The 18,364-nt window shown below is 56.2% G+C and carries 13 protein-coding genes; 2 read left to right on the forward strand and 11 right to left on the reverse strand.

All coding sequences use genetic code 11. The features are described from left to right. Positions 1 to 40: 40 nt before the first annotated feature. Positions 41 to 1,549, forward strand: a complete 1,509-nt coding sequence (glpD, locus tag C7387_RS18420; protein WP_006817582.1) for a glycerol-3-phosphate dehydrogenase — start codon at positions 41 to 43, stop codon at positions 1,547 to 1,549. A gap of 47 nt (positions 1,550 to 1,596) precedes the next feature. On the opposite strand, the gene glgP is transcribed toward glpD, so the two are convergent. The 11 genes from glgP to C7387_RS18480 all read right to left on the reverse strand — a co-directional run bounded on the left by glgP (position 1,597) and on the right by C7387_RS18480 (position 17,578). Beyond that, a complete protein-coding gene (glgP, locus tag C7387_RS18425) occupies positions 1,597 to 4,044 on the reverse strand; it encodes a glycogen phosphorylase (RefSeq protein WP_006817583.1) in 2,448 nt (815 codons plus the stop codon). 17 nt (positions 4,045 to 4,061) lie between these two features. Then, positions 4,062 to 5,495, reverse strand: a complete 1,434-nt coding sequence (gene glgA, locus C7387_RS18430; protein ID WP_006817584.1) for a glycogen synthase GlgA — start codon at positions 5,493 to 5,495, stop codon at positions 4,062 to 4,064. Beyond that, positions 5,495 to 6,790: a glucose-1-phosphate adenylyltransferase gene (glgC, locus tag C7387_RS18435; RefSeq protein WP_006817585.1), complete on the reverse strand. Its 1,296-nt coding sequence runs from the start codon at positions 6,788 to 6,790 to the stop codon at positions 5,495 to 5,497. Before glgC ends, glgA begins: the two co-directional genes overlap by 1 nt. Positions 6,791 to 6,818: 28 nt before the next feature. Then, positions 6,819 to 8,795, reverse strand: a complete 1,977-nt coding sequence (glgX, locus tag C7387_RS18440) for a glycogen debranching protein GlgX (protein WP_120817242.1) — start codon at positions 8,793 to 8,795, stop codon at positions 6,819 to 6,821. Continuing rightward, the gene (glgB, locus tag C7387_RS18445; protein WP_040903001.1) at positions 8,792 to 10,978 is read right to left on the reverse strand and encodes a 1,4-alpha-glucan branching enzyme; all 2,187 of its coding nucleotides are present in this window, start codon (positions 10,976 to 10,978) and stop codon (positions 8,792 to 8,794) included. Before glgB ends, glgX begins: the two co-directional genes overlap by 4 nt. 251 nt (positions 10,979 to 11,229) lie before the next feature. Continuing rightward, positions 11,230 to 12,336 (reverse strand): aspartate-semialdehyde dehydrogenase, encoded by a 1,107-nt coding sequence (gene asd, locus C7387_RS18450; protein WP_120817243.1) that lies wholly within the window; start codon positions 12,334 to 12,336, stop codon positions 11,230 to 11,232. A 287-nt stretch (positions 12,337 to 12,623) separates the two neighbouring features. Continuing rightward, positions 12,624 to 13,964 carry a gluconate transporter gene (gene gntU, locus C7387_RS18460; RefSeq protein WP_006817590.1) on the reverse strand — a complete coding sequence of 447 codons (1,341 nt, stop codon included), beginning with the start codon at positions 13,962 to 13,964 and terminating at the stop codon, positions 12,624 to 12,626. Further along, a complete protein-coding gene (gene gntK, locus C7387_RS18465) occupies positions 13,964 to 14,494 on the reverse strand; it encodes a gluconokinase (RefSeq protein ID WP_006817591.1) in 531 nt (176 codons plus the stop codon). Before gntK ends, gntU begins: the two co-directional genes overlap by 1 nt. A 138-nt stretch (positions 14,495 to 14,632) precedes the next feature. Next, a complete protein-coding gene (gene gntR / locus C7387_RS18470; RefSeq protein WP_006817592.1) occupies positions 14,633 to 15,628 on the reverse strand; it encodes a gluconate operon transcriptional repressor GntR in 996 nt (331 codons plus the stop codon). 93 nt (positions 15,629 to 15,721) lie between these two features. After that, positions 15,722 to 16,417: a pirin family protein gene (locus C7387_RS18475; RefSeq protein ID WP_006817593.1), complete on the reverse strand. Its 696-nt coding sequence runs from the start codon at positions 16,415 to 16,417 to the stop codon at positions 15,722 to 15,724. A gap of 123 nt (positions 16,418 to 16,540) precedes the next feature. Then, positions 16,541 to 17,578, reverse strand: coding sequence for an oxidoreductase (locus tag C7387_RS18480; protein WP_006817594.1), 1,038 nt, complete (start codon positions 17,576 to 17,578; stop codon positions 16,541 to 16,543). 270 nt (positions 17,579 to 17,848) lie between these two features. Here C7387_RS18480 and yhhY point away from each other — a divergent pair, with 270 nt between their 5' ends. Then, on the forward strand, positions 17,849 to 18,337 hold the full coding sequence (yhhY, locus tag C7387_RS18485; RefSeq protein WP_120817244.1) for an N-acetyltransferase: 489 nt from the start codon (positions 17,849 to 17,851) through the stop codon (positions 18,335 to 18,337). Positions 18,338 to 18,364: the final 27 nt, after the last annotated feature.

The following is an 18,364-nucleotide window of genomic DNA, read 5'->3' on the forward strand; positions in this document are numbered from 1 at the left end:
AACATTTTTGAGCTATAACGAAAGTCCACGAGGTAGCAGCATGGAAACCAAAGATCTGATTGTGATAGGTGGAGGCATCAACGGTGCCGGCATCGCGGCGGATGCCGCAGGGCGTGGTTTGTCCGTGCTGATGCTGGAAGCCCAGGATTTAGCCTGCGCAACGTCGAGCGCCAGCTCTAAACTGATCCACGGTGGTCTGCGTTACCTTGAACACTACGAATTCCGCCTGGTGAGCGAGGCGCTGGCCGAGCGTGAAGTGCTGCTGAAAATGGCCCCGCACATCGCGTTCCCGATGCGTTTTCGTCTGCCACACCGCCCGCACCTGCGCCCGGCGTGGATGATTCGCACTGGTCTTTTCCTGTACGATCACCTCGGCAAACGCACCAGCCTGCCGAGCTCTAACGGTTTGCGTTTTGGCGCAGAGTCCGTACTGAAGCCGGAAATCGTGCGCGGATTCGAATATTCCGACTGCTGGGTTGACGATGCCCGCCTGGTACTCGCCAATGCGCAGATGGTGACGCGTAAGGGCGGTGAAGTCATGACCCGCACCCGCGCAACGTCTGCAAAACGCGAAAACGGTATGTGGGTAGTCGAAGCCGAAGATATCGATACCGGCAAGAAATACACCTGGCAGGCACGCGGCCTGGTTAACGCCACCGGCCCGTGGGTGAAACAGTTCTTTGATGATGGCATGCATCTGCCGTCACCGTATGGGATCCGCCTGATCAAAGGCAGCCACATTGTGGTGCCGCGCGTGCATACGCAAAAACAGGCCTACATCCTGCAGAACGAAGATAAACGCATTGTGTTCGTGATCCCGTGGATGGATGAGTTCTCCATCATCGGGACTACCGATGTTGAGTACAAGGGTGACCCGAAAAACGTTGAGATCGATGAAAGCGAGATCAACTACCTGTTGAAGGTGTACAACGCTCACTTTAAGAAACAGCTCGCCCGCAACGATATCGTCTGGACATACTCCGGCGTGCGTCCGTTGTGCGATGACGAATCGGATTCACCGCAGGCCATCACCCGTGATTACACCCTGGATATTCACGATGACAACGGCCAGGCGCCGCTGCTGTCGGTATTCGGCGGCAAGCTCACCACCTACCGTAAACTCGCGGAGCACGCGCTGGAAAAACTGACGCCTTACTATAAAGGTATCGGCCCGGCGTGGACTAAAACGGCAGTACTGCCGGGTGGGGAGATCGACGGCGATCGCGATGATTACGCGGCGAAGCTGCGTCGTCGTTACCCGTTCATCAGCGAATCGCTGGCACGTCACTATGCCCGCACCTACGGCAGCAACAGCGAATGGGTACTGGGTAACGCCAGCTCCATTGAAGATTTAGGCGAGGATTTCGGCCACGAACTGTATGAGGCCGAGCTGCGTTATCTGGTTGAACACGAATGGGTTCGCCGTATGGACGATGCGCTGTGGCGTCGTACTAAACTCGGCATGTGGCTGAACGCAGAACAGCAGTCCCGCGTCGCCCAGTGGCTGACCCAGCAGGTGGGAAAGGGTAAATTGTCGCTGGCATCATGATATAACGAACGCCCGGTGAGCGAGCAGGATCGCCACCGGGCATTTTTTTACAACCGCACCGGATCGATATGCCAGATGTGCTTCGCATACTCCTGAATGGTTCTGTCTGACGAGAAATAACCCATCCCGGCGATATTACGCATCGTCGTCGTCGTCCACTCCTCCGGCTGGCGATACAGCTCATCCACGCGATCCTGACAATCCACGTAGCTACGATAATCCGCCAGCACCTGATAGTGGTCGCCAAAGTTAATCAGCGAATCCACCAGGTCACGATAGCGATTCGGCTCCTCGGGGTTAAACAGACCGGTAGCAATCTGTGTCAGCACCTGACGCAGCTCTTCATCCTGCTCATAGTACTCACGCGGCTGATAGCCCTGCTTGCGCAGTTCCTCAACTTCTTCCGCCGTGTTGCCAAAGATAAAGATATTGTCCGCACCGACGTGCTCCAGCATCTCGACGTTAGCCCCATCGAGGGTACCGATAGTCAGCGCACCGTTCAGGCCAAACTTCATGTTGCTGGTCCCGGAGGCCTCTGTCCCGGCGAGCGAAATCTGCTCAGAGAGATCGGCGGCCGGAATGATGAGCTGCGCGAGGCTCACGCTGTAGTTCGGAATAAACACGATCTTCAGCTTATCGCCAACCTGCGGGTCGTTATTCACCACCTTCGCTACGTCATTGATAAGATGAATGATGTGCTTCGCCATGTAATAGGCCGAGGCCGCTTTACCGGCAAAGATATTCACACGTGGCACCCAGTCGGCACCAGGATCGGCTTTGATACGGTTATAGCGCGTGATCACGTGCAGCACGTTCATCAGCTGGCGTTTGTATTCATGAATACGTTTAATTTGCACATCGAACAGCGCTTTCGGGTTGGCGACCACATTGAGATGCATCGCAAGATAGACCGACAAACGCTTTTTGTTCAACAGCTTGGCATCACGAACCGCTTTATTCACCGTCGGGAAATCGACGTGTTGCTCAAGTTCACTGAGCTGGCTTAAATCGGTGCGCCAGGTGCGACCAATGTTTTCATCCAGCACTTCGGAGAGCGGCGGATTCGCCAGCGCCAGCCAGCGGCGCGGCGTCACGCCGTTGGTCACGTTGGTAAAGCGCATCGGGAAGATGCGGGCAAAGTCGGCAAACAGCGACTGCACCATCAGGTTAGAGTGCAGTTCCGACACCCCGTTGACCTTGTGGCTCACCACCACCGCAAGCCAGGCCATCCGCACCCGGCGACCGTTAGATTCGTCAATCAGCGAAGCACGGTTCAGCAGACCGGTATCATTGGGATACTGCTCCTGCAGGGTTTTCAGGAAGTAGTCGTTAATCTCGAAAATAATCTGCAGATGGCGTGGCAGGATCTTGCCGAGCATATCCAGCGGCCAGGTTTCCAGCGCTTCGCTCATCAGCGTGTGGTTGGTGTACGAGAAGACCTGGCAGGTCACCTCAAAGGCCTCATCCCAGCTGAACTTATGCTCGTCGATCAGCAGGCGCATCAGCTCAGGAATCGACAGCACCGGGTGCGTGTCGTTGAGGTGAATGGCAATTTTATCCGCCAGGTTGGCATAGGTTTTGTGCAACTGGTAGTGACGGCTCAGGATATCCTGAATGGTCGCGGACACCAGGAAGTACTCCTGACGCAGACGCAGCTCACGCCCGGAATAGGTCGAGTCATCCGGATAGAGCACGCGCGATACGTTCTCGGAGTGGTTTTTATCTTCCACCGCCGCGAAGTAATCCCCCTGATTGAATTTACCCAGGTTGATTTCGCTACTCGCCTGGGCATTCCACAGGCGCAGCGTGTTCGTGGCATCGGTATCGTAGCCGGGAATAATCTGGTCATAGGCCACGGCCAGGATTTCTTCGGTTTCAATCCAGCGCGTTTTCTTACCTTCCTGCTGAATACGACCGCCGAAGCGTACCTTGTAGCGGGTATTGTGACGCTTGAACTCCCAGGGGTTACCGTATTCCAGCCAGTAATCCGGGGACTCTTTTTGCCGCCCGTCGACGATGTTCTGTTTGAACATGCCGTAATCATAACGAATGCCGTAACCTCGTCCCGGTAGAGCAAGGGTCGCCAGCGAATCAAGGAAGCAGGCCGCGAGTCGCCCAAGGCCGCCGTTGCCAAGGCCTGGGTCGTTCTCTTCGTCAATCAGCTCTTCGAGATCCAGCCCCATGCCTTCCAGGGCGTTTTTTACATCGTCATAAATGCCAAGCGATAACAGCGCATTGGACAGGGTGCGGCCAATCAGAAACTCCATCGACAGGTAGTACACCTGGCGCGTTTCCTGCGACAGCTGGGCACGATTGGAGCGCAGCCAGCGCTCTACCAGACGGTCGCGCACGGCGAATAAGGTGGCGTTGAGCCACTCATGCTTGTTAGCAATCACCGGATCTTTACCGATGGTAAACATCAGCTTGTAGGCAATTGAGTGCTTCAGGGCCTCAACGCTGAGTGTCGGTGATGCATAGCTAAATGATTCATTCATAGCTTTGATTCCTGTGATTACATCAGGCGCTGATACAGTTCACGGTAAGCATGCGCCGCAACCTGCCAACTAAAGTCCATGCTCATTGCCTGACGCTGGACATAACGCCACAGCGACGGGCGCGACCAGAGCACGAAAGCACGACGCACCGCTCTTAATAACGACCATGCGTTGCTGTCTTCAAAGACAAAACCGCTGGCGACGCCATCGGCGAGGTTTTCCAGCGAACAATCAGAGACGGTATCCGCCAGCCCACCGGTGCGGCGCACCAGCGGCAGCGTGCCGTATTTAAGGCCATACAGTTGCGTCAGACCGCAGGGTTCGAAGCGGCTCGGTACAAGGATAATATCTGCGCCGCCCATGATGCGGTGCGAGAAGGCTTCGTGATAGCCAATCTGTACCCCCACCTGGCCCGGATGCTCTGCCGCCGCCGCAAGAAATCCTTCCTGCAGTACCGGATCGCCCGCGCCCAGCAGCGCCAGTTGCCCGCCCTGCTCCAGCAGCCCCGGCAGCGCTTCAAGCACCAGATCCAGCCCTTTCTGACTGGTGAGACGGCTAACCACCGCAAACAGCGGCACCTTATCGTCAACCTTAAGCCCCATGGCGATTTGCAACTGCCGTTTGTTTTCGGCCTTCTCTTCCAGCCTATCCCGGGTGTAACACGAGTTCAGCAGCAGGTCGGTTTCCGGGTTCCAGATGGTGTCATCCACCCCGTTGAGAATGCCCGAAAGACGCCCTTCCTGATGACGCTGACGCAGCAGCCCTTCCATCCCGTAGGCAAATTCAGGTTCAGTTATCTCCCGCGCGTAGGTCGGGCTCACCGCCGTAATGTGGTCGGCGTAGTACAACCCGGCTTTGAGGAAGGAGATCTGGCCATTAAACTCCAGCCCGTGCATGTTATAAAACGCCCATGGCAGCTGGATGTCATTCATGTGATGGGCATAAAACTGTCCCTGATAGGCCAGGTTATGCACTGTGAACACCGATTTCGCCGGGTGGCCGCGCGCCGCGAGATACGCGGGCGCAAGCCCGGCATGCCAGTCGTGGGCATGGACGATATCAGGACGCCAGAACGGATCCAGCCCGCAGGCCATTTCGCACCCAACCCAACCCAGTAGCGCAAAGCGCAGCACGTTGTCGGTGTACGCATTGAGGTTGGTGTCGTGATACGGGCTCCCCGGGCGTTCGTACAGATGGGGGGCATCAATCAGGTAGATCCCCACGCCGTTGTAGTGCCCAAACAGCAGCGTGATACGTCCGGCGAAGGTATCGCGACGCGTCACGACCTGAGCATCCGGGATCCCACGTCGGATATCCGGAAATGCAGGCAACAGCACGCGGGTATCCACTCCATCGGCAATTTGCGCCGCCGGTAATGCGCCCAGAACATCTGCCAGCCCGCCGGTTTTCAGCAGCGGGAACAACTCTGAACAAACGTGTAGAACCTGCATTATCGCTCCTGTTTGTGCTGCAGTTTGCGCAGCATATCGCGCGTCACCAGCACGATGCCTTCCTCAGAGCGGTAGAAGCGACGGGCATCTTCTTCCGCGTTCTCTCCAATGACCATGCCTTCCGGAATGACACAGGCGCGGTCAATTACACAGCGACGCAGGCGGCATGAACGCCCCACCCAGACGTCTGGTAACAAGACTGCCGAATCAATGTTACAGAATGAATTTACCCGCACACGCGGGAACAGCACCGACTGCACCACGACCGATCCCGAAATGATGCAACCACCGGACACCAGCGAGTTCAGCGTCATCCCGTGGCTACCGGAGCGGTCCTGCACAAACTTCGCTGGCGGTAGCGATTCCATGTGCGTGCGGATAGGCCAGTCCTGGTCATACATATCAAGCTCAGGCGTGACCGACGCGAGATCGAGGTTCGCTTTCCAGTACGCTTCCAGCGTTCCCACATCACGCCAGTAGGGCTCGGCGTCGGGGTCAGACTGTACGCAGGACAGCGGGAAAGGATGTGCATAAGCCATGCCAGCCTCGGTGATTTTCGGAATGATGTCTTTACCGAAATCGTGGCTGGAGTTTTCGTTCTGGTCATCCTTTTCCAGCAGCTCATAAAGGTAATCTGCATCAAAGACATAGATACCCATGCTGGCAAGTGACTTGCTGGCGTCTCCCGGCATGGTCGGCGGATTCGCCGGTTTTTCTACGAAATCGATAATTTTATCGTGCTCGTCTACTGCCATTACGCCGAAGGCGTTTGCCTCTTCAACGGGCACCGGCATGCAGGCAACGGTGCATCGTGCCCCTTTTTCGACATGATCGATAAGCATGCGCGAGTAGTCCTGCTTGTAGATATGATCGCCTGCGAGAATCACGATGTATTCCGCTTTGTAGCGGCGAATGATGTCGAGGTTCTGAGTGACAGCATCGGCGGTGCCGCGATACCAGTTCTCCCCATGAACGCGCTGCTGCGCAGGCAGCAGATCAACAAACTCGTTCATCTCTTCGCTAAAGAACGACCAGCCGCGCTGGATATGCTGCACCAGCGTGTGGGATTGGTACTGCGTGATGACCCCGATACGACGAATGCCGGAGTTAATACAGTTAGAAAGTGCAAAATCGATAATACGGAACTTACCGCCAAAGTGGACGGCAGGTTTCGCGCGGGTAATGGTCAAATCTTTCAGTCGGGTACCGCGCCCGCCAGCAAGGATAAGTGCAACGGTTTTAATGGGCAGCTGACGCACCAGCATCAACGGATCGTTTTTTTCTAGCCTAACCATGATTAACTCCTTTTATGCTCGTCAGATCTTATGACCTTTCAAATACGCACACTCCGTGCGCGGGCCCATGCCAGACAGTCAGGATGACTGGATTATCCTTACCGGCAAATGGAGGAACGGCGTGCCACTCCCCCGCGGGTAAAACGATGTCGGCAACTTCCTGCGTACTGTTGATGGCGATAAGCCAGCGGTCAGAAAGCAGAATTTGCATACGTTTAATACCGGATTGCCACTCATCAGTAGAAAGCGGTTGTGCGTACTGATTCAGCCAGCGCACATTGCCATCACCCTCCTGCCACCAGCGATCCAAGGTAAGTGCCGGGATCCGTTGACGCAGGTGGATAAGCGCCGCCGTAAACGTGGTCAAACCGTGGTTCGCCTGCTGCCAGTCGAGCCAGGTCAGGGCGTTATCCTGGCAATAGGCGTTGTTATTACCGTGCTGGCTGTGTCCGTGTTCGTCACCGGCCAACAGCATCGGCGTCCCCTGCGACAGCAGCAGCGTGGTCAGCAGAGCATGAACGCTGTCTCGTCGCCGTTCCGTCACTTCCAGTGTGCCGTCTATCCCTTCTATACCATGATTGAAACTATGGTTATTGTTAGTGCCATCGCGATTCTCTTCGCCGTTGGCCTCATTGTGTTTCTGATTGAAACAAACGCAGTCGCGCAGGGTAAATCCGTCGTGCGCTGTCACCAGGTTAACCGACGCCGACGGCGCTCGATCGTTGCGCTGAAACACGTCGCTTGAGGCGGCAAAGCGCGAGGCAAACTCCCCGAGCGAAAGATCCTGCTGCAGCCAGAAACGACGCATCGCGTCGCGGAAATGGTCATTCCACTCGGCAAAAGGCGGCGGGAAATTCCCCACCTGATAGCCGCCAGGCCCAATATCCCAGGGTTCAGCAATGAGCTTCACCTCCGACAACAGCGGATCGTTGCGGATAGCCGTAAACAGCGGCGCATCCTGGCGAAACTCCGGCGTGCGCCCCATCACCGAGGCCAGGTCGAAACGAAAACCATCAACGTGGCACTCCTGCACCCAGAAGCGCAGGCAGGCCAGGGCATATTCCACGCCCCCGGACGCGCTGAGATTGATCGTGTTGCCGCAGCCGGTCCAGTTCTGGTAATCGCCGTCTTCCCTTATCCAATAATAGCTACGGTTATCAATTCCGCGCAGGGAGAAGGTCGGCCCCTCAAGATCGATTTCCGCACTGTGGTTAAGCACCACGTCGAGAATGACCTCGATACCGGCCCGATGCAGCGCTTTAACCGCATCGCGAAACTCCACCAGAGCGGTATCAGGGGAAGTGGCATAGCGGGGATCGAGGGCGGAGATAGCCAGCGGGTTATAGCCCCAGTAGTTGCTTAACCCCAGCCGCTGCAGGCGCGCTTCGCTGGTAAAATGCGCCACCGGCATCAGCTCAAGCGCGGTGATACCGAGATCAAGCAGGTATTTCACTATCACCGGATGTCCAAGCGCTTTCCAGGTACCGCGGATCTCCGCCGGCAGCTCAGGATGCAGGTACGTCAGCCCCTTCACGTGGGTTTCGTAGATGACCGTTTGTCCCCACGGCGTACGCAGCGGTGTGTCGTCATGCCAGTCATAATGCAGATCGACCACCACCGAACGCGGCGCAACGCTGGCGCTGTCCTGGAGATCCGGCTCATGAATACCACCATGCAGTAACGGGGAATCCACAAGCACGCCTTCAACGCGGTGCGCGCACGGATCGAGCAACAGTTTTGCCGGGTTGAAACGATGCCCCTGCGCCGGATCCCACGCGCCGTAAACGCGATAGCCGTAGCGTAAACCCGGGCGCGCCTCTGCCAGATAGCCATGCCAGACATCGCCGCTGCGCGACGGCAGCAGCTGGCGCATTTCGTTACCGTTATCATCAAACACACAGAGTTCCACCCGCTGCGCATGGGCTGAAAACAGCGTGAAGTTCACGCCGTGTCCGTCATAGCTTGCGCCGAGCGGTGTAGGTTTTCCTGGTGTAAGAAGGATCATTCGCCCTCCCGAACCAACCAGATAGTGGACAGCGGCGGTAAGGTCAGGCACAGAGAGTGGGCGCGGCCATGGCTTTCCACCGGTTCACTCGCTACCACGCCACCGTTACCGGCGTTGCTGCCGTGGTAGTGCATCGAGTCGGTGTTCAGCTCCTCGCGCCAGCGCCCCGGCTGGTTGATGCCAAAGCGATAGCCGTAGCGCGGTACCGGGGTAAAGTTGCTGGCGACAATAACTTCGTTACCCTGCTTATCACGACGCACAAATACCAGCACCGAGCGTTCGGCATCGTCCACCACCAGCCATTCAAAACCGTAAGGCTCGAAATCCAGCTCGTGCAGTGCTTTATGGTGGCGATAACGGTGGTTAAGATCGCGTACCAGACGCTGTACGCCGTGGTGCCAGTTGTCCCCGCCCTCCAGCAGGTGCCAGTCGAGGCTGGCGTCATGATTCCACTCGCGGCCCTGGGCAAACTCATTGCCCATAAACAGCAGCTTCTTACCCGGGAACGCAAACTGCCAGCCATAGTAGGCCCGCAGGTTGGCGAACTTCTGCCAGGCATCGCCCGGCATGCGGTCAAGAATCGATTTTTTGCCGTGTACCACTTCATCGTGAGAGAGCGGCAGAACAAAGTTTTCGGTGTAGTTGTAGAGCATGCCGAAGGTGAGCTTGTCGTGATGGTACTGACGGTGAACCGGGTCGAGCTTCATGTAGTCGAGCGTGTCATGCATCCAGCCGAGGTTCCACTTGTACCAGAAACCCAGACCGCCCATATCGGATGGCCGGGAGACGCCCGAGAAATCGGTCGACTCTTCCGCCATACTCACCGCACCCGGCACCTGCTCACCGAGAATACGGTTGGTGCTGCGCAGAAACTCAATAGCTTCGAGGTTCTCGCGTCCACCGTGCTCATTGGGGATCCATTCGCCGGATTTACGGCTGTAGTCGCGATAAATCATCGACGCCACCGCATCCACCCGCAGCGCATCAATGCCAAAACGCTCTATCCAGTACAGGGCGTTACCCACCAGATAGTTCTGCACCTCTCGCCGACCGTAGTTATAGATAAGCGTGTTCCAGTCCTGATGATAGCCTTCGCGCGGATCGCTATGCTCGTACAGCTCGGTACCGTCGAATTTCGCGAGGCCAAAATCATCGGAAGGGAAATGGCCCGGAACCCAGTCGAGGATCACGTTAAGCCCGGCGGCGTGGGCGGCGTTGATGAAATAGCGGAAATCGTCGCGGGTGCCGAAGCGGCGCGTTGGCGCATACAGCCCGGTAGGCTGATAGCCCCAGCTGCCGTCGAACGGATGCTCGTTGACCGGCAGCAGTTCAAGGTGGGTAAAGCCCATCCACTTCACGTAAGGGATGAGCTGATCGGCAAGCTCACGGTAGCTCAGCCAGAAGTTGTTATCGGTATGACGGCGCCAGGAGCCCAGGTGCACCTCGTAGATGGAGATCGGAGCATCAAAGCGGTTGGCCTGCTTGCGCTCCTCGCTTTGCTCAATTTTTTCCGGCAGGCCGCAGATAAGCGATGCCGTTTCCGGGCGCATCTGTGCCTCGAAGGCATACGGGTCCGCTTTGATGCGCAGCTTGCCGTGCGCGTCGATCATCTCAAATTTATACAGCTGGCCGTTGTGTGCACCGGGGACAAACAGCTCCCAGATACCGGATTCTTTGCGCAGCCGCATCGGGTGGCGGCGGCCGTCCCAGTAGTTAAACTGCCCAACCACTGAAACACGATGGGCGTTCGGGGCCCATACCGAGAAACGCGTTCCCGTAACGCCATCCATGGTGTCCGCGTGCGCGCCCAGCGTTTCGTAAGGGCGCAGGTGGGTACCTTCCGACAAAAGCCAGGCGTCCACGTCCTGCAACAGCGGGCCGAAGCGATACGGATCGTCGATAAGATTTTGCTGGCCATGCCAGTTCACGGCGAGTTGATAGCGGAAGGGATTTTTACGTCGCGGCATGATACCGCTAAAAAAACCGCGGGCGTCGAGGCATTCCAGTGTGCCAACTTTACGTCCGGTTTTGCTTTCGATAACCCAGACTTCGGTGGCGTCGGGTAGCAGTGCGCGGACCTCAAGCCCGGCGTCGGTGCAGTGCATGCCGAGCACGGAAAAAGGATCCGCAAAATGACCGGCAATTAGCGCGTTAATCACGTCTCTATCGATAAGGAAAGACATGGTGCTCATCCTGTTTTATGTGTGTCGCCTGTTTCCAGACCGGTGGCGACATTTTTGACCCGAACGGCGCAGCACATCGTGCATCCTCTCTGCTCCGTCCTACCTTCAGGCAAGGTTCCTGCTCAGTACCCCTGCTTAAAGCATAGCCAACGCTTTATTGACTCCTGGTAAAAAAATAAAACATCTGCGCTTACTCCTTGTATTACGCAAAAAAAGGGGTGTCAGCGCACCCCATAGTTGTTTAGCAAATGTTACGCCAACTGCCGGAGCATGCGGCGTAATGGCTCTGCGGCGCCCCACAACAGCTGGTCGCCAACGGTAAAGGCGGAGAGGAACTCCGGCCCCATATTCAGTTTACGCAGACGACCGACCGGCGTGGTGAGCGTGCCGGTTACCGCCGCCGGGGTCAGTTCGCGCATGGTGATATCACGATCGTTCGGCACCACTTTTGCCCACGGGTTATGCGCGGCCAGCAGTTCTTCGATGGTCGGGATAGAAACATCTTTTTTCAGTTTGATGGTAAACGCCTGGCTGTGGCAGCGCAGAGCGCCAACACGGACGCACAGGCCATCGACCGGAATGACGTTCGCGGTGTTGAGGATCTTGTTGGTTTCCGCCTGCCCTTTCCACTCTTCGCGGCTCTGGCCGTTGTCGAGCTGTTTGTCGATCCACGGGATCAGGCTACCCGCCAGCGGTACGCCGAAGTTATCAACCGCCAGCTCGCCGCTACGGGTCAGGCTGGTGACTTTACGCTCGATATCGAGGATGGCCGAAGCCGGGTTCGCCAGCTCATCCGCCACGTGGTGATGCAGTTGCCCCATCTGGGTCAGCAGTTCACGCATATGGCGCGCACCGCCGCCGGAGGCGGCCTGATAGGTGGCAACAGAGACCCAGTCCACCAGATCGTTGGCAAACAGGCCGCCGAGCGACATCAGCATCAGGCTGACGGTACAGTTGCCGCCCACGAAGGTTTTCACGCCGTTGTTCAGCCCGTCGGTGATGACCTGCTGGTTCACCGGATCGAGAATGATGATGGCGTCATCTTTCATTCGCAGTGAAGAGGCGGCGTCAATCCAGTAGCCCTGCCAGCCGTTTTCACGCAGCTTCGGGTAAATCTCGTTGGTGTAATCGCCGCCCTGGCACGTGACGATAATGTCGAGTGCCTTCAGTGCTTCCAGAGAGTAAGCGTCCTGAAGTGTTCCACCGGTTGCGTTACCGAATGTCGGTGCCGCCTGTCCCAGCTGGGAGGTGGAGAAAAAGACCGGGCGAATGGCGTCGAAATCGCGCTCTTCTACCATGCGTTGCATGAGAACAGAGCCGACCATACCGCGCCAGCCGATAAAACCAACGTTTTTCATAGCGTTTTTCCTGCAGAGGTGTGTGCTGTTGTGCGAGCCAGTTGAAACTGGGATATCCCTCACATTACAAAAAGCAGCCAAAGTCGCAAGTGAAATTAATCAATGATCGTTCTCTCATCAGAAAAGGCGCTAATTCAACGGGATTATCGGGGCAAAAAGGTGACGGAGGGAACATTTTCCGCAGCCGCTTTGTTGATCGAGATTATGGATTTTATTCTCGGCTGAGCGGTTTTTATGAGGGGTAATACGAGAACTGGCCCGACGAGAGGTCCCGCCGGGCCTGGGTTTTAGCTCAGGAGCTGGAAAGCAATCATCCCGATGATGGCACCGGTGGTGCCGAGGATGGTTTCCATCATGGTCCAGGTTTTCAGCGTTTGCGCTTCGGTGGCGCCGGTAAATTTACCAAACAGCCAGAAACCGGCGTCGTTCACGTGGCTCACCACGATAGAACCACCTGCGATACAGATAGAGAGTGCCGCCATCTGCGCGCCGCTGAAGTTCAGCTGTTCAATCACCGGCATCACCAGCCCTACCGCCGTCAGACAGGCAACGGTCGCGGATCCCTGGATGATGCGCACGGCCGCCGCCAGCACGAAGCAGGTAAGCGCAATCGGCAGGCCCATGCCGGTCAGGGCTTCACCGAGCGCCGGACCAACGCCGGAGTCAACCAGCACCTGTTTGAACACGCCACCAGCCCCGATCACCAGCAGAATGATACCCGCAGGCTGCAGCGCATGACCGCAAATTTCCATCACTTTGTCTTTCGGCATTCCCTGACGCATCGCCAGGCCGTAAATCGCCACCAGACAGGCCACGAGGATCGCCGTGAACGGATGGCCGATAAACTCGAACCATTCGTAGGCAGAAGATCCCACCGGCACGAAGCGCGCTGCGATAGTTTTCAAGCCAACCAGCACCAGCGGCAGCAGGATAAGCGCCAGGCTGAAGCCAAAGGAAGGCATTTTACCTTCGCCCAGGTGCGGCTCGCTGATATCGTCCGGAATGTGCAGCTCAACGTAGCGGCTGATGAAATTGCCCCACAGCGGTCCGGCAATAATCATCCCCGGAATCGCCGCACACAGGCCAATCAGGATCATCCAGCCAAAGTCGGCGTGCATCTGGGAAGCCAACAGCATCGGCGCAGGCCCCGGTAGCAGGAACGCGGCAGCTGCCGCTACCCCGGCAAACAGCGGGATAACCAGCTTCACCAGGTTGGTGCCGGTATGGCGCGCCATGGAGAAGGCGACGCTAATCAGCAGTACAATCGCCACTTCAAAGAACAGCGGCAAGGCGCAGATTAACCCGGCAAGACCAATCGCATAGTGCGCCCGGCTGTGGCCGAACGACTTCAGCATTTTGATGGCAATCTGGTCGACCGCCCCGGTCTCATGAAGAATTTTGCCAAACATGGCGCCAAGCGCCACGACGATAGCCAGGAAGCCCAGCGTACCGCCCATCCCTTTTTCCATCGTGGCGGCGATTTTATCGAGAGGCATTCCCGAAAACAGACCCGCGCCAATAGAAACCACCATCAATGCCACAAAGGCGTGCATACGCGCCTTCATGACCAAAAACAGCAGCAGCAGAACTGAACCGACTGCTGTTAACACCAGCGTTAACGTACTCACTATTTACGGCCTTTGTTGATCACCTCAATGGTGCTGGCGACAACGCCGTCCAGCGGTTGATCGATATCCACGATCAGCACATCACTTTCCTTCGCATCCGGCTCCTGCAGGGTTTCAAACTGCGTTACCAGCATCTGGGTTTTGAAGAAGTGACCTTTGCGGGCCTTCAGACGGCTTTCAATGAGATCGAAATCGCCTTTCAGGTAGATGAAAGAGAGGTTAGGGTTGCCATCGCGCAGGATGTCGCGATAGGTTTTTTTCAGCGCCGAGCAGACAATCAGCGACACTTTGTTGGTGCGCTGCATGGCAAAAGCGGCGTCGTTCAGCGCCTGCAGCCAGGGTTTACGATCGTCGTCGTTCAGCGGCTCGCCGGAAGCCATTTTGACAATGTTGCTGCGCGGATGGAGAAAGTCGCCATCAAGAAACGCGGCATTCAGTTGATGCGCCACTTCGCTTGCGACAGCGGATTTGCCACTGCCGGATACGCCCATCAGGACGTAAACGTGGTGATCATGGTTAGTCGTGCTCATTGTATAGCTCCCACAGCACAGTTAATCACATTGTTACGGGTAACAGTTATCGGTAACATTGTCTTCCCCGGCTTGCAGAGAAGCAATCTCCATTCGTGCGGGAAATTAATAAGTGTGAGCTACATCAAAGTTGTCGCGCTAAATAGATCCGCCCGGTGACAACGTGAAACCTAAATCTAACATCTTCGGCGTCACTGCTTCACCACGAATGCGCGCCAGCAGGCGCTCTGCGCCAATCTGTCCCATACGCTCACGCGGGGTCAGGACGCTCGCCAGACGCGGCTCCATCACCTGCCCGATATCGTGGCCGTGGAAACCGGCAATCGCCATATCATCAGGGATTTTGAGCCCCATTCGCTGGCACTCAAACGCAGCGCCTACCGCAAGGTCATCGTTGGTACAGAAGATCCCGTCCAGCTGCGGATATTCACGACGCGCCTGGCGCATCAGCTCAATCCCCGATGAATACGAAGACGACTGCTCCATCATCACGCTGTACGGCATTAATCCGGCTTCGTTCATCGCCTGCTCGTAGCCCTTCTGCTTGATGATAGTACGTTCATCAAGACGCGCGCCGAGATAGGCAATATGACGGTGACCACGGCCAATAATCGCGGCGGTCATCTGGCGGGCTGCTTCAAAGTTGTCGAAGCCGACGGCGATGTCGAGGCACGGCGATTGGCTGTCCATCAGCTCAACCACCGGGATACCGGCTACCTCAATCATCTTGAGCGTACGCGCCGTGTGGGTGCGTTCGGTGAGGATGAGGCCGTCGATATTCCACGACAGCATGGATTCCAGGCGCTCCTCTTCCATCTCCGGTTTATAGCCGTAGTGGGCAAGCATGGTCTGATAGCCGTGTGCATCGGTCACGCTTTCGATACCGCGCAACACTTCAGCGAAAACCTGGTTGGTCAGGGAGGGTAACAGGACTCCCACCGCCCGGCTGGTGGCATTCGACAGAATGTCAGGCGCGCGGTTGGGGATATAACCCAGCTCATCGAGGACCGCCGCAATTTTGCCGCGCAGCGCCACGGAAACCTGCTCCGGGTTACGCAAGAAACGGCTGACCGTCATTTTGGTCACACCGACGCGATCGGCTACATCCTGAAGTACGGGTCTTTTCTTTTTCATCGTCCTGAGAGAAATCGCTTGAGAAACATTCCCTCAGTTTATCACGGAGATGACTCAACCTTCCCCTGAGAAAGGGGAAGGTTGAGATTTTATTTATACCGGCGGCAGGTCAAACAGCAGAATTTCGCTACCTTCTTCGGCATGAACCGAAATCGCCTGCTCGTCCCAGATGGCCAGGCCATCGCTGGTCGTCGCTTTGGTGCCGTTGATAGTCACGCTACCTTTCACTACCTGGATCCACACGCGGCGGTCTGCGGCAATCTGATGCACAGACTGCTCATCTTTCGCCAGCGCCCAGCGGTACAGTTCCATATCCTGGTACACTTTCAGCGAGCCATCGCGGGCATCCGGAGACAGTACCAGCTGTTTGCCCTGCAGAGCATCAAAGCGGCGCTGCTCGTAACGCGGCGTGATGCCGGTTTCTTCTGGAATGATCCAGATTTGGTAGAGGCGCAGTCGCTCAGTTTTGCTCGGGTTGTACTCAGAGTGACGAACGCCGGTACCGGCACTCATGATCTGGAATTCACCCGCAGGCACCTGCTCTTTGTTCCCCATGCTGTCCTGATGCTCTACCGCGCCTTCCAGCACGTAGGTCAGGATTTCCATATCTTTATGCGGGTGGGTACCAAACCCCTGCCCGGCATCAATCACGTCGTCGTTAATCACCCGCAGCGCGGAGAAACCCATAAAATTCGGGTCGTAATAGTTCGCAAAAGAGAAGGTATGCCAGGAATCCAGCCAGCCATGGTTCGCGTGGCCACGGTCGTTTGCTTTGCGTAAGAAGATCATTGTGTTCACCCCATGTTCGTTTCGATGGGATAAGTGTGGACCACATCAGGCCGGGATCATAGTGGGTGAAAATTGACTCCTCTGTTCAAAAAATATGAACAAAGCCAGAGGAGTCATTCAGGCTTATCGGGCGAGGGATATCGTCGCCGGAGAGGGCTGTTCAAAGCCGCGCTCGAGGATCTCAAGGTTGGTGAGAACTTCAGATTCCTTGACGTAATTCGGCTGACCGTTGGCGAGGGTCTGATACAGCGCGTCGTACACGCGGCCATAGTCGCCGGTTTCCGGTTTCAGCACTTCTTTCACCGTCACGCCGTCGTCGTTCACATACTCCAGCAGGCCGGTGGAGTCATCCGCCGCAAAGCCCGGTTCGCCCGGCATGATGTTGGCCTTCAGGCTGGTTTCCTGCTGGTCGATACCGTACTTGATAAATGAACCTTTAGTACCGTGGACGATAAATTTCGGGTAGTCGATTTTCACCAGGTGGCTGGTTTTCACAATCGCCTTCAGGTTGCCATAGAACAGCTGCGCTTCGAAGGTATCGTCCGGGTTTGCGTGGTTACGCAGGCTGCGAATGTCATACGCCACGTGGTCCGGGCGGCCGAACAGAGAGATAATCTGGTCCATGGTATGTACGCCAAGACCGTAAAACGCACCATCCTGCGGCAGGCCAGGTTTGGTTTCTGCCACCGGGCGGTAGTAATCAAAATGGCTTTCAACTTCGACGATTTCACCCAATTTACCGCTTTCAATCGCCTTTTTGGCGGTGAGGAAGCAGGAGTCGAAGCGACGGTTCTGATACGGCGTCACCGTGAGCCCTTTGCTTTTCGCCAGTTCAAACAGCACCCTGGCTTCCGTCAGCGAAGGCGTAAAGGGTTTCTCTACCAGCACGTTTTTCCCGGCTTCCAGCGCGCGGCGGGCGTACTCGAAGTGGCTGTCTGCATGGGTACAGACGATAACCAGTTTGACCTTTGGATCGTCAAAAACATCGTTGAGTGAGCTGGTGAAGTGGATGTGTTGATACTGCGGTTGCTGCTCTTCCGGCTTCGCGCTGCGGCGGTAAATGTGCGCCACATGCCAGCTGTCTTTACGGTTAAGCACATAGGGAAGATGGTAACGGGTGGTGCTCTTACCAAACCCGATGAATGCGCAGTGCAAGGTCATGATGCTGTCCTTTATGAAGGTAACTCAGCATACCTTAGCGCAAGATAAGGATAAAAAAAAAGCCAGCACCCGGCTGGCTATAAAAGTAATACTGGAAGCAATGTGAGCAATGTCGTGCTTTCAGGTTTCCCACAGGGGTGTTCCTGAACGCACAGTAATAATAATCATTATCATTCTCGCTTGTCTACTGATTTTTGCAAAATTTAGGCGTTGACGCATTTTTTATTCTCAGCGACTGTAAAGAGGATATTAACTATGAGGAGATTAGGAATGAGCGAGATAGTGATACGCCACGCTGAACCGAAAGATTACGACGCGATTCGTCAGATCCACGCCCAGCCGGAGGTGTATCACAACACGCTACAGGTTCCTCATCCTTCTGAGCAGATGTGGCATGACCGGCTAGGCGACAAACCGGGCGTCAAACAGCTTGTTGCCTGTATTGATGATGTGGTCGTCGGGCACCTTGGTATTGAGGTGAGCCCGCGCCCGCGCCGCAGCCACGTCGCTGATTTCGGTATCTGCGTTGATGCACGGTGGCAGAACCGCGGTGTGGCAAGCGCCATGATGCGTGCGATGATCGACATGTGCGACAACTGGCTGCGGGTTGATCGCATTGAGCTGACGGTCTTTGTCGACAACGTCCCTGCGGTGGCGGTGTACCAGAAATTTGGCTTCGAGATTGAAGGTACCGGTAAGAAGTACGCGCTGCGTAACGGTGAATATGTTGATGCCTATTTCATGGCGCGGATGAAGTAATGCTTTGCCCCTCTCCCCTGTAGGGAG

It is taken from the genome of Yokenella regensburgei (assembly GCF_003634235.1).
Taxonomy (GTDB): Bacteria; Pseudomonadota; Gammaproteobacteria; order Enterobacterales; family Enterobacteriaceae; genus Yokenella; species Yokenella regensburgei.